Annotated in this window: 10 protein-coding genes; 5 read left to right on the top strand and 5 right to left on the bottom strand. The window is 50.0% G+C overall.

What is annotated here, in order from left to right; translation table 11 throughout:
- Positions 1–31 precede the first annotated feature (31 nt).
- The 5 genes from K7P01_RS03605 to K7P01_RS03585 form a co-directional block, all read right to left on the bottom strand.
- Positions 32–586, bottom strand: coding sequence for a TetR/AcrR family transcriptional regulator (locus K7P01_RS03605; protein ID WP_267289917.1), 555 nt, complete (start codon positions 584–586; stop codon positions 32–34).
- A gap of 118 nt (positions 587–704) precedes the next feature.
- Positions 705–992, bottom strand: a complete 288-nt coding sequence (locus K7P01_RS03600) for a hypothetical protein (RefSeq protein ID WP_267289915.1) — start codon at positions 990–992, stop codon at positions 705–707.
- Complete coding sequence (locus tag K7P01_RS03595) at positions 989–4549, bottom strand: NACHT domain-containing protein (RefSeq protein WP_267289913.1); 3561 nt, start codon at positions 4547–4549, stop codon at positions 989–991. The genes K7P01_RS03600 and K7P01_RS03595 overlap by 4 nt, the downstream gene beginning before the upstream one ends.
- A gap of 138 nt (positions 4550–4687) precedes the next feature.
- Positions 4688–5068 (bottom strand): hypothetical protein, encoded by a 381-nt coding sequence (locus K7P01_RS03590; RefSeq protein ID WP_267289911.1) that lies wholly within the window; start codon positions 5066–5068, stop codon positions 4688–4690.
- Positions 5069–5113: 45 nt separating this feature from the next.
- On the bottom strand, positions 5114–7345 hold the full coding sequence (locus K7P01_RS03585; RefSeq protein WP_267289909.1) for a patatin-like phospholipase family protein: 2232 nt from the start codon (positions 7343–7345) through the stop codon (positions 5114–5116).
- Between the two features lie 205 nt (positions 7346–7550).
- Between K7P01_RS03585 and K7P01_RS03580 the strand changes: the two genes are divergently transcribed.
- The 5 genes from K7P01_RS03580 to K7P01_RS03560 all read left to right on the top strand — a co-directional run bounded on the left by K7P01_RS03580 (position 7551) and on the right by K7P01_RS03560 (position 12376).
- A complete protein-coding gene (locus K7P01_RS03580; RefSeq protein WP_267289907.1) occupies positions 7551–9092 on the top strand; it encodes an HAL/PAL/TAL family ammonia-lyase in 1542 nt (513 codons plus the stop codon).
- Between the two features lie 11 nt (positions 9093–9103).
- On the top strand, positions 9104–9853 hold the full coding sequence (gene fabG / locus K7P01_RS03575) for a 3-oxoacyl-ACP reductase FabG (protein WP_267289905.1): 750 nt from the start codon (positions 9104–9106) through the stop codon (positions 9851–9853).
- A gap of 154 nt (positions 9854–10007) precedes the next feature.
- Positions 10008–11228, top strand: a complete 1221-nt coding sequence (locus K7P01_RS03570) for a beta-ketoacyl-[acyl-carrier-protein] synthase family protein (RefSeq protein WP_267289903.1) — start codon at positions 10008–10010, stop codon at positions 11226–11228.
- A gap of 5 nt (positions 11229–11233) precedes the next feature.
- On the top strand, positions 11234–11491 hold the full coding sequence (locus K7P01_RS03565) for an acyl carrier protein (RefSeq protein ID WP_267289901.1): 258 nt from the start codon (positions 11234–11236) through the stop codon (positions 11489–11491).
- Between the two features lie 3 nt (positions 11492–11494).
- Positions 11495–12376 (top strand): LpxL/LpxP family acyltransferase, encoded by an 882-nt coding sequence (locus K7P01_RS03560; RefSeq protein ID WP_267289899.1) that lies wholly within the window; start codon positions 11495–11497, stop codon positions 12374–12376.

Here is a 12376-nt window from a genome sequence, read left to right as displayed (position 1 = left end):
TATAGAAATTTGGCGTCTGTGAAATGAGCGATCAGGCAAAGAGCCGGTCTGCGATGGTGTTGGCGCGGTCTACCGGCCAGGGATCGCGAAAGACCTGGCTTTCGACCAGGGCGCTTTCAAATAAGAGGTATATATGGTCTGGTAACGCTGGATAGTCGGCGCGCAGGATGTCCTGAAAAAATAGGCGCAGGTCTTCCTTATGGCGTTGAATGACTTTCCGGATGGAAACGGCGTCTTCTGTGATTTCGGATACGATATTCAGAAAGGCGCAGCCGCGAAAGTTCTCGCGTGTGTTCATGTCGTGGAGGAACTTGAACGCGGCGGCTATTTTGGTCCTGGGCGTCTTGGCCTTGTCCGTAAAGCCGTGTAAAGCAGCAAACCAAAAGGCGTGACGCTGGTTTAAGAACTCCACGCAGAGCTCTTCCTTCGAGCGAAAGTGCTGGTAGAGGCTGGCTTTTGAGACATCGGCTTCTGCGATAATCTGGTTGATGCCGGTGGCATTGTACCCTTGCCCGTGAAATAAGCGAAAGGTGGTCTTTAAAATCCGGTCGCGCGGCGACAGCGCAGAAACATCGTACGGGGTCATAAAATAAGAATCGCCGGCAAAAGTAGGGCAGGGATTATGAACAGACAAGTCTGTTCATTCTTATTTTATAAAAACCTGCAACGATGTGCGTTACATCGTTTGCAGATCTTTGTTTCTTTTACCAAACCTGAAAGATTTCCCGCGAACCGCTCTGGTACATTTCTGTATACCCTTTCATTTTCTCCTGCATTTTCTGCGATTCCTCCTGGCTCATATTCTCCCAGCTTTTTTCATATGCTGTCAGGCTGTCGTGACGTGTAACGACAACCACACGGTTGAAGGGGCCTGTCATGTCACTCATGATGTTGACTACCTCGGGGCGGCCGTCCATGACTTCTTTAAATAGCTTTGCAAGCTTCGACGCGTTGCCCGGCTTGCAAACAAATGTGTCTTGTACGATAATCATAATGTTAATGGGTTGTTTCTGATCACGAACCTACTAACATTATTGCCACCTGGCGTGGGGAGAATACGCCAATGTTCAGGGGGAATTGAGACAATGGGCCGGTAGGTGTGGACATCGGCTGCGGGTTCTTCCTGGGGTATGGGTTGGATGTTCGTGGCCACATATCTTCGTTCGTGTCCGGATTTGTTGTTAGTGATTGGTAAGAACGAGACGGATTTGCCGATGGCAGGAGTAAAGCTGCATGCTGCGAAGGAAAAAAAATAGTCTCCGTTACCCTTTCGTACATCCGATCTGACAAAACCGAAATTGCCACTCATGCTGACGATCTTGCCCTGTATAAAATCCAGTTTTTCAATCAACGAGGGTGTTAATGGAATGGGGTAGACAGTTTTGTAGTTGACAACGACAATATTTCCGAAATGTACATTCTTTTTGTAGGAGGCTTCTACAACGGGCTCCTGCTCGTTAAAAAAGACTTTACAATATTCGTCTTTCCGGTACTCTATTACTATGCCATAGCGCAAATTGGATATAAGTAAGTGAAACTGCTGGATCATTCCATTCCTGCATAAGAATGAGACCAGGTTACGTGTAGGTCGGCTTTTGCAGGCTCTACTTAATTCCGTCGTGAAATTTTTGACGGAAAATAAATGCCCTTTATGAAATCTAACATTTGGATATTTTCCAGTTAGAATCTTATTAATAATGCTTTTCGCAGAAAGGTCTCTCTTAAAGGGCAAAAGTATATATTCTTGAAGTTTGACGGGTATTGTGCTCCATTCTACTTGTGATAGGATATCAATAACGATGTAATCACGTCTATCTAACAGTGATACCGTTGACTCCAGGATGTCGACTGTTCTTGTGGTTTGGCCCGCTTTCATCAGTGCAAAGGCAGCTTTTTTTATCAAGGGACGTTTGTATTGCAGCGATGCTAGCTGTTCATAAATTATCTCTGCTGCCAGTGGATTTTTTGCATGATAGGTATATAGTATGGATATTACTTTGCTGTTTAAGCTTAGATCGTCTCCAAATTCATGCAGTCGGATATCTTCAAAATTGTGACGGATCATATTTAGCAAAACGATCTTTTCTTTTTGATCCGTGTTTATGTATAACTCTTTTAATTTTTCGTAGGATAGATTTAGCAAGAGTAAGTTTTTGATCTTTGATATTTTATACCGAATGGATCGTAGGGTATAGAAATTTTCACAGCAGACATTAAGGACCGTGAGGAAGTCTTGAATATTTGATGTGTTGCTGACTAAGGTAGATGAGATGGAGTCGAAATCATTCGGATGTTTTTTGTTACTTTTGTCATCTTGCTCCGGGGCCTCTTCATCAAGCCAGATTTGGAGCCATTGTTCATTTTCAAAAATTGCTTTCAGGATCTTTCTGGATCCAAAGAGGGAAACAGATTTAATCAAATACTGTAAAGAGCAGGGCTCGCGTCCACTTGCCAAATACATCTTTTTCCAGAAATACAGGTGATTTTGCAGGGACCTTTCAAAGGTAGAATAGGCTATCGGGTACTCGCTCTCAAACGGAGCCAGGGCTTTGGCGATAATGTGAAGGTGCTCGCTAAAATCTTCGGCGGTGATCTCAAGTTTGTTTTTCGCCAGTTTCTTTGTCGACCTTTTGTCTGTTCCAGATAACATGAGTTGTGTCAGCGAAGCGCAATCCAGGTCGTTGTCCAGTAAGTCGATGCAAAATTTTAATGATTCGGCCCAAGCCTCGGCGTTTGAATTAAATTCAGCATGTTGTATGGTGTCAATGATTTTATTCGATTTGAACAGTGTCATTAATTGAAGTCCTGTGAAGTATTCAAAGTATGATTCGTGCGCAACGGATATTATGTCCTTTGATTCTGTCAAGATCGAATTATCATGTAATTCATAGATCAACTGGTCAATGTCTACTATTGACGCATGCTCGGAAATCGCTTCCCGGACGATGTCTTTAAAATGCAGCTTATGGGTACCTAACATCCCGAGACTCCTGAGCTTGAAACAGGTAATAGACAACAGGCTAAGTTTTGTCGTGGAATTGATCTGTTGTTTTTTTTGATCTTCACGTAAGAAGAACGTTTTGAGGAACAGATCATACAATTTGGCCTTGTTGTTGGGAATACAACCCGATGTTTTGCTGATGGCTGTGATCATTTTAAGCATCATGGGATTTTTGGCCAACTCATATAACTCGTCTTTTGATTTTAATTGTTCGAATAGCGTATTCCCACTTTGCCCTAAATGTTTTTGGATAAAATCATGTATTTGAACCTCTTTAAGCGGATTTATTTCATAGACCGGAATATTAAAATGGTTGATGAAATTGTATTTTCGATCGCTGAATATAAAGGAACAATCCGGATAGGACTCGATTAGGCCTTTAATTTGTCTTATCGTGGCGTTTTTTATAAACGTCGGTATTTCATTAACGCCATCAATAATGAATAGAATATTTTGCTCCTTTAGACCAGCGTTAAAAAGATCTGTTCCCAGTATTTTCTCTGCTGCCTGACAGATGTCATGACTGGGTGACAGTTCTTTGCCTTGAACAATAACCGGTATTTTGCCTTCACCGTTGCACAGAATTTCTTCGCATGCCATGCTTTGTATCCTCGCCAGCGATGTCGATTTGCCGGATCCCGGGGGGCCAATCAAATAAAATATTTTTTCATTACTCGTGAGATCCGTGATCCTATGCGCATCAGCCTGATTGGAGAGATCTTCATGGTATAGATCTTGTTCGGGCTCCTCGGATACTTCGATGTCGTTGAGATCGTAGGATTCCAGTTCTTTTAACAGATAGTACGGGTCTGGTATTTCCTTTCTGGATACATCGATGTCGATGTTTGCTTTTCCGAACAAGTCGACATATAATCGCTCCACCGATTCGTTGGAATGTTCTTTTAATATTTTGTCAGCATACTTGAATTCATCCAGCAATATCTCCGCGAGGGCAAGTTGATGCTCTTCGATAACCATTAGAAAGGAAACTATCAACAGATTGATCGAATTGATCAGGTCTTCGCGCGGATGCTCAATGGAATAATGTACTTTGTTTCTGATGTCGCGGACACAGTCGAAAATCTTTTGGTTCCGGCCTTTGTACGTGATGAGCTTGCGGGGGAGCTTCGTGGCGGGGGCTTGATTTTTTCTGCCTGCGTTAGTCGGGTCAAGCGTACCGGTATATAACCCGTTGAGGGTTGTTCCGATAATTCCCTTGCTGTTAACGTCGCCGCTGAAATAGGCGTTGTTTTGATAGAATACGAAGCCAATTATTTTTAGAAATGATTCAAACTTGGCTGCGAGATTTTCAATGGTCTGGTCAATTCGTTCGAAATCATCCAACTCTATGGCTTCCTGGAGATAGGTATGGAAGTCGGCCCGAAATCGCGATAGCTCGCGTGGGGTTTCTAATTCGGCGACTTTATAAAGTATGGTTACCGCCTGCGGAATTTTTGATAGTAAGTCGTGCGAAAAGTACGTAGTGGTATCAGGCAGTACAATTTTAATGCTGCTTACATAGCGTACCAGCTTTGACTCACTAAGCATGACTCGTCTATCTTAATGATTTCATTAAAATAGGATGTTTTGCGGATAAATGCGTTACAAGCGTCTAAAGTAGTGGTGTCATAAATTGTGGTGCTGGTATAAGGTTTTTCTTGTTTTATTTTTTGACAGGAGTTGATCTCAGCCAACCTTAACCTCCATTCCCGCCGCCCAAAACTCTATTGTTTGTCCTTCCAGGAAATCAATATAAAAATATCCGCGGCCATCCTCCGATAGTTCAATCAATTTTCCGCTTACCTCCACACGTCCGCGATAGAGCAGGTCGAGCGTCCATGTAAACTCATCCATCGTATTCATGAATGTAAAGCGTGTAGGTGTTGCCTGGTGAAAAATGAGGGATACGAGGTTTGTTGCCGAGTTGTCCTGAAACTTTAACGTCAGTGTATTGTTGTCGAGTGAAATACGCTCGAAGTGGAGCATGCCGTGCAGATCATATTGCTGCCCCTGGTGCTCGGGTCGTGTCAGGTCGGCCAGTATTTCAATAGCGGGAGCGGGAATCATATAGTGTATTGTTTTTTTTCTGAAGGGTATATGTGCAACCTGGTATCACCGGAATGGAAAGCCTATATTAACATACCCTGAGATATGGTCAGCTTCCCCACTGTACATAAACGTCATGCTGATCGGGCCGATGCCGGAGTCGTAGCCAAACGATAACCCGATACCCGAAAGGCGGTTAGTAAAGCTGAGCTCTTTGTCGCGGTTCAAATAATCGTATACGGCGCCGTTTACGCGGAGCGTGGTGTATAGTCTTCGCGTAAACTGGTATTGCAATCCCAGCATCAATACACTTACACTGTTTGTGTTGAGGGAGTATTCTTGCAATCCGGTGAACGGAACCTGGTTTCGGACGAAGTCGTTAATGCCACCGACGTTAAAATAGTTCAAATACGGTGCTACCGTGCTGAAGTTGATGGCTGTATTAAACTGTGTCAGCAAGGTCAGCCGCGAAGAGAGGGGTGTGAAATTTTCGGCCTTTAGCATGAAGCGGTTATAATGGCCCACTTCTGCCGTATCGCGTCGTACAGCCTGCCCGTTTGCGCGCAGGGTGACGGCCGAGGGGTTTTGTGCGTACACGATGCCCATGCGGGCGTCGATACGCCAGCCGCGGGTGGAGAAGCTGCGTTTGTTGAGGGTGTTGTATTTATAGTATAGATAGGTCTGGATAAACGAGTTGCCACCTTCGAACGATGTGTCCGCGGCGATCTTGGGCCGCAGGCCAAAGCTTTCGAAGGTCGTGCCCAGGCCGATGGCCGAAGCGAAGCCGAATGTACGCTGGAAGCGAACGTCTGTCTGGTACGTACGGCCCCGGTAGAGGTATACCTGCTCGAAGTTTTCGTAGAAGGGCAGCTGGAAGTTCTCATAGTAGAATGACAGGATGAGGTTGTTGTTGTCGGCGTTCGTGCCGAAGGCCTGGTTGTGCTCTGCCAGAAAACGAAAGTTTTCGCTGACGTTGAGCTTTACCATCGATTTGGACCGGTCGAAGAGCAGGTTGCGGCTCTCGGCGCCTAAGATCAGGGCGATGTTGCTGAAGGTATGATAATGCAGCCCGGCTTTGACATATGTCAGTGGGCTTTCCACTACGTTGAAGCGCAGGTTGGCGTGGCCGCGCTCGCGCGCGGGTTGCCAGGTGTAGGCAATGCGGCTGTAGTTGCGGGAGCCATACACACGGCGAATGGCTTCCGCCACGTGCGTGCCGTCGTAGGTCTTGCCCAACGTCAGATTTAGGCGGTTACGGAACGACGTGCGCGTGGTTTGGTGCAGGCCCTGGATATAAATGCTGTCGACGGTTACCGAGCGGGTCTGGGGCAGGCGATTCTGTATGGGAGCGTAGTTCGGATAGCGCTGCCGGAGTGAGTCCGCTAATTTTTTGAAAATTGGATAATATTCGTTGCCGGTGCGTTTGCCCACGGCGATGATGCTGTCCACGCTGGTAAAGCTGGCAGCCGTATACTTACGCACCGGTGGCTCGATCAGCACGTTGCAGAGCTTGCGCTCGGTCTGGAAGTCTTCGGCATCTTTGTAGAAGCCGATCTGGTAGAGGATATCGAGCGGGGAGGTCAGCTCGCTGGCGGCCAGTAGCCCCTGCGAGAGGTTCACGCCGATGATATAATCGGCGCCCATAGCCTTTACGTCGCTTACCGGAAAATTGCGTACTATACCGCCATCGACGAGCTTGGTGTTTTCGTAGTCGATGGGAGTGAAGACCGAGGGAATGGCCATGCTGGCGCGAATGGCGGTCACGAGCTCGCCCTGGTCCAGCACAACAGCTTTGCCTGTGCTGACGTCGGTGGCTATGCACTTGAAGGGGATGCTGAACTTCGAAAAGTCTTTGATGTCGTAGATCGGTAAAAACAATTCCTGGAACTTGAGCCACAGCTCCTGGCCTTCGATAATGCCCGCATTGATACGGAACTTTCCCTTGTCAAAGGGGACTTCCAGCGCATAATTGTCGAACTCCGTTTTCTCGTCGATGTTCACGTTGCGCATGGAGGGCTTGCCCGAGAAGAGCACGTTCCAATCGATGTCGCGCGCAATCTTTTCGATCTCCTTGCCGGAATAGCCTGCCGCATAGAGCGACCCGATGATGCTGCCCATGCTGGTGCCGGTAATGCAGTCGACGCGCAGGCCGGCGCTGTCGATCGCCTCGAGAATGCCGATGTGGGCCAACCCCTTTGCGCCGCCGCCACTCAGGGTCAGGCCGACCCTGGGGGGCTGGGCTGCCGTCGCGAAGGCCACGAGCAGCAGGGCGAACACAAATAACAACTGAGATCTCATTCCGGGCTCAAAATACGCAAAAACACTCGCTCGTCTTTGCCCGACTGAGCCTTTGCGAAAGGCGGGCGAAGTCCTGGAGCGGGCTGCGCCAAAAGTACAGACCGGCCCATGTATGATCCCGCCCAAAGATGTTGTCGTATTGTTAAGAAAAACGTTGTTAATTTGCGCGCTTGTTTAAGAGCCACACAGAAATAACAACGCTTGTATGATCAACGTCGGGAGCCGCAGATTGACCGTCACAGATTTTGAGAAAGTTCTCTACCACGGCGAGCAGGTAGGGCTGGAGGAGGGTGCGCAGCAGAACGTCAGCGCCAATTACACCTTCCTGCAGGCCTATGCGCAACACAAGGTGATCTATGGCATCAACACCGGTCTGGGCCCGATGGCACAGTATAAGATCAGCGAGGACGACCAGCGCCAGCTGCAATATAATCTCATCCGCAGCCACAGCGCCGGGGCGGGACAACCGTTTGCCGAAGAGCTGGCGCGGGCCACGATGCTGGCACGCCTCAACAGCCTGATGCAGGCCACGTCGGGTATCCACCCGTCGGTGGTGGAGCTGCTGCGCGATGTACTGAATTCAGGGGTAAGTCCCTACATCCCGGAGCGTGGGGGAGTGGGCGCCAGCGGCGACCTGGTGCAACTGGCGCACCTGGCGCTGAACCTCATCGGAGAGGGCGAAATGTATGCAGACCAGGCGTGGCGGCCGACCCGGGTGGTATTGGGCTCCCGTGGGATAACGCCCATTTCCATTCACTTGCGCGAGGGGTTGGCACTCATGAATGGAACCTCGGCCATGACAGGCGTCGGTATGGTCAACCTGGTTCAGGCCCGTCAGGTGCTGAGCTTGTCAATCATTTTATCGGCCATGACCAACGAGCTGATGAAGTCTTTTGACGACCACTTCTCGCTCGAGCTGAACCATGTCAAACACCACCCCGGCCAGGCGCATATTGCCGAACGTATGCGACACGTATTAAGTGACAGCAAGTTGATCCGTAAGCGCCCTGAGCATTTGTATCATCGCAAGATTGAAGAGGCGGTGTTCACCGACAAGGTGCAGGAATATTATTCGCTGCGCTGCGTGCCCCAGATTCTCGGACCGATATACGACACGTTCCTGGAAGTACAGCGCGTGCTGGAAGACGAAGTAAATTCCGCGAACGACAATCCGGTGGTGGACCACCACCGCGAGATGGTATACCACGGCGGCAATTTCCACGGCGACTACGTGTCGCTGGCCATGGACAAGCTCAAAATTGTTACGACCAAGCTGACGATGCTCGCCGAGCGGCAACTGAACTATTTGCTCAACGACAAGCTCAACCAAAAGCTCCCGCCGTTTATCAACCTGGGCACGCTGGGCCTGAATTTTGGTTTGCAGGGCATGCAGTTTATGGCTACTTCGAGCACGGCGGAGAATCAGACATTGTCGTTCCCAATGTATTTACATAGTATATCCAACAACAACGACAACCAGGACATCGTCAGCATGGGCTGCAATGCGGCGCTCATGACCCGGCGGGTGCTGGACAACAGCGCCGACGTGCTGGTGGTGCAAGCGCTGGCGTTGGCACAAGCGGTGGATTACCTGCAGTGCCAGCCGCGACTGTCGTCGTTTACCCTGAAACTATATACCGAGCTCCGGGCGCTGGTACCGGCGATCCTGGAAGATAAACCGCGCTACGAAGATATCCGCACGGTGCGTCGTTACCTGCTGGGACTCGGCGCTTCGTTTAACCTATAACCTCTCACAGTATGTCCACCCCCCCCTCTACATCCAAGTATGCTATGGTGACGGGCGGCTCGCGCGGCATTGGCCGGGCGATCTGCGTACGACTCGCCGAGCAAGGGTATAATATCCTGATCAATTATAAAAGCAACGACGCGGAGGCCGAGAATACGCGCGCGCTGGTCGAAGCTAAAAATGTACGCGCCGAGCTTATGAAGTTCGACGTGTCCGATAAAACTGCCGTCGAGCAGGTGTTTGGCGGCTGGGTGGAGAAGAACCCCGACAAGGCAGTCGAGGTGCTTGTCAACAATGCGGGTATCCGCCAGGATGCGATGATGATCTGGATGACACAGGAGCAGTGGGATGGTGTGTTGGGCTCAAGCCTGGGCGGCTTTTTTCAGGTGACGCGCCAGGTGCTCACCAGTATGCTCGCCAAGCGTTATGGACGGATTGTAAACGTTGTATCGCTGTCGGGCATCAAGGGCATGCCGGGACAAACCAATTACTCGGCGGCCAAGGCCGGCGTGATCGGCGCGACCAAGGCGCTGGCGCAGGAAACGGCGCGGCGCAATGTTACGGTGAATGCCGTGGCGCCCGGTTTTATCAAAACTGACATGACACAAGACCTGCCGGAGGCCGAGTTGAAAAAGCTCATTCCCATGCAGCGGTTTGGCGAGCCGGAAGAAGTGGCCCATGCAGTGGCTTTTCTGGCGTCGCCGGGGGCTTCGTACATCACGGGAACGGTGCTGTCCATCAACGGCGGGCTGTATTCCTGACAAGTGTATCCCAGCGAAAAGAAACTGTTCGTTTCGAAATCTTACGTGCCTGGGTTACAGGTCCGTGCTATTCAAGATTAAAACCTTATTTTTGCGGATTGATTGGTACGCGACGGCGACGAAAGGCGCCAAAACGCACGATTTTTAACATTACATGAGCAGAGTTGTTATAACCGGATTAGGTGTTTATTCCTGTATCGGCAAAAGCCTGGACGAAGTCCGGGATTCGCTGTTCCAGGGCAAATCGGGCATTGTGCTCGACCCCAAGCGCAAGGAGATGGGATACCGTTCGGGACTGACCGGATTTGTAGAACGTCCGGTGCTGAAGGGAGTGCTTGACCGACGCGCCCGCATTATGCTGCCCGAGCAGGGCGAATATGCCTATATGGCTACTGTGGAGGCGCTGCAGCACGCCGGCCTGGCACAGGACTATATCGATCGGCACGAAGTGGGTGTGATCTATGGCAACGATAGCTCGGCACAGGCGGTTGTTGAAGCGACCGACATCATCCGTGAGAAGAAAGACACCATGCTGGTGGGCTCGGGGTCGGTGTTTCAGTCGCTGAACTCGACGGTCAACATGAACCTGGCTACCATTTTTCGCCTGAAGGGCATCAACTTTACCGTGAGCGCGGCGTGTGCCAGCGGCTCGCATGCCATCGGGCTGGCGGCCATGTTTATTCGCAATGGCATGCAGGACTGCATTGTCTGCGGCGGTGCACAAGAGATGAATGTTTACTCCATGGGTAATTTTGATGCCCTGGGAGCTTTTTCGATACGTGAAGACAGTCCGGCGACAGCATCACGGCCTTTTGACCGCCACCGCGACGGCCTTGTACCGAGTGGTGGTGCGGCTACCGTGATACTTGAGAGCCTGGAGTCGGCGCAAAAGCGCGGCGCCAAGATCCTCGGCGAAGTCATTGGATATGGGTTCTCGTCTAACGGCGAGCATATTTCCAATCCTACAGTACAGGGCCCGGCCCGCTCGCTGACGATGGCCATGAAGAGTTCGGGGTTGCGTGCTGCTGAGATTGACTATATTAATGCTCACGCTACGTCCACACCCGCAGGCGATGCCAGCGAGGCGAAGGCGATCTTCGATGTATTTGGCGCCGAGCACACGCCGGTGAGCTCCACCAAGTCGATGACCGGCCATGAGTGCTGGATGGCGGGCGCCAGCGAGATTGTGTACTGCATGCAGATGATGGAAAACTCCTTTATCGCACCCAATATCAACTTTGAAACGCCAGATGAAGATTCTGCGCGTCTGAATATTATCGCGAAGACCATGGATAAAAATATTGACGTATTTTTGTCTAATTCTTTCGGCTTTGGAGGAACAAACTCGACTTTGATTGTTAAAAAGTGGAAGTAACCGCAATGAACACGGCAGCTATTATTGAGAAGATTAACGGTTTTCTGGTAGAGGAATTTGAGGTAGACCCTGTAAAGATCTCGCCGGAAGCAAACCTGCGCGAGACCCTGGAGCTGGACAGCCTTGATTACATCGACCTGGTAGTGGTGATAGAAAGTAACTTTGGCTTTAAAGTAAAACCAGAGGACTTTGTATCGATTGTTACCTTCCAGAACTTTTACGACTACGTGACCAACCGCGTAGCGCAGAAGGTAACATCGTAATCTATGCCGCAATGGCAGGGTAAGTCCCGCGGCACTACGCTGGGGTACAGAATCTTCGTTTTTGTTTGCCGCCACCTGGGCATCTATCCTGCATATTTCATTCTGCGGTTTGTGGCGGGTTATTACTTCTTGTTTTCCTGGACCTCTTCAGGGCATATATACCGCTATTTCCGTCGCCTGGGGATCGGGCGCGTGTCATCCTTTTTTCGCATTTATCGCAATTACTATGTGTTTGGCCAGACCTTGTTGGATAAGGTCATGGTTATGGCCGGTATAGACCGCGATACCTTTACCTACGATTTCGACGGCGAAGACAATCTGCGGGCCATCGTGGCCCAGGGCAGGGGTGGGATTTTGCTGAGCGCCCACGTCGGCAACTGGGAAGCTGCCGGTCATTTGCTGCGGCGCCTGCAAACACGTGTCAACGTGGTGATGTACGATGGCGAGCACCAGCAGATCAAACAATATTTGGAGTCTGTTACGGGTGGGCACAATTTTCGCGTAATCATTATTGGCGAAGACATGTCGCATGTGTACGCCATCGGCGAGGCCTTGCAAAAGAACGAGCTGGTGTGCCTACATGCCGACCGTTTTCTGGAAGGGAACAAAACCCTGGGATTGCCTTTCCTGGAGGGGGAGGCCTTGTTTCCACTGGGCCCGTTTCAGCTGGCAGCGGGCTTTCGCGTGCCCGTGTCGCTCGTGTTTGCTTTTAAAGAAAGCGCACGGCATTATCATTTCTTTGGCAGTCCGCTGTACCAACGCGGTGGGGAGCCGAAGGAAGAATTTACCGAGCGGCTCATGCGTGCTTTTGTCGGCGACGTGGAACAAAAGCTGCGGCAGTACCCTGAACAGTGGTTTAATTATTATAACTTTTGGTATAAATGA

The organism is Parachryseolinea silvisoli (genome assembly GCF_021190955.1).
Lineage (GTDB): Bacteria > Bacteroidota > Bacteroidia > Cytophagales > Cyclobacteriaceae > Ohtaekwangia > Ohtaekwangia silvisoli.
This window is presented reverse-complemented; position numbering and strand designations above follow the sequence as displayed.

Bases quoted from the DNA above. Each gene is read 5' to 3' on its own strand.
- K7P01_RS03605 (WP_267289917.1), bottom strand. From the start codon at position 586: ATGACCCCGTACGATGTTTCTGCGCTGTCGCCGCGCGACCGGATTTTA.
- K7P01_RS03600 (WP_267289915.1), bottom strand. From the start codon at position 992: ATGATTATCGTACAAGACACATTTGTTTGCAAGCCGGGCAACGCGTCG.
- K7P01_RS03595 (WP_267289913.1), bottom strand. From the start codon at position 4,549: ATGCTTAGTGAGTCAAAGCTGGTACGCTATGTAAGCAGCATTAAAATT.
- K7P01_RS03590 (WP_267289911.1), bottom strand. From the start codon at position 5,068: ATGATTCCCGCTCCCGCTATTGAAATACTGGCCGACCTGACACGACCC.
- K7P01_RS03585 (WP_267289909.1), bottom strand. From the start codon at position 7,345: ATGAGATCTCAGTTGTTATTTGTGTTCGCCCTGCTGCTCGTGGCCTTC.
- K7P01_RS03580 (WP_267289907.1), top strand. From the start codon at position 7,551: ATGATCAACGTCGGGAGCCGCAGATTGACCGTCACAGATTTTGAGAAA.
- fabG (WP_267289905.1), top strand. From the start codon at position 9,104: ATGTCCACCCCCCCCTCTACATCCAAGTATGCTATGGTGACGGGCGGC.
- K7P01_RS03570 (WP_267289903.1), top strand. From the start codon at position 10,008: ATGAGCAGAGTTGTTATAACCGGATTAGGTGTTTATTCCTGTATCGGC.
- K7P01_RS03565 (WP_267289901.1), top strand. From the start codon at position 11,234: ATGAACACGGCAGCTATTATTGAGAAGATTAACGGTTTTCTGGTAGAG.
- K7P01_RS03560 (WP_267289899.1), top strand. From the start codon at position 11,495: ATGCCGCAATGGCAGGGTAAGTCCCGCGGCACTACGCTGGGGTACAGA.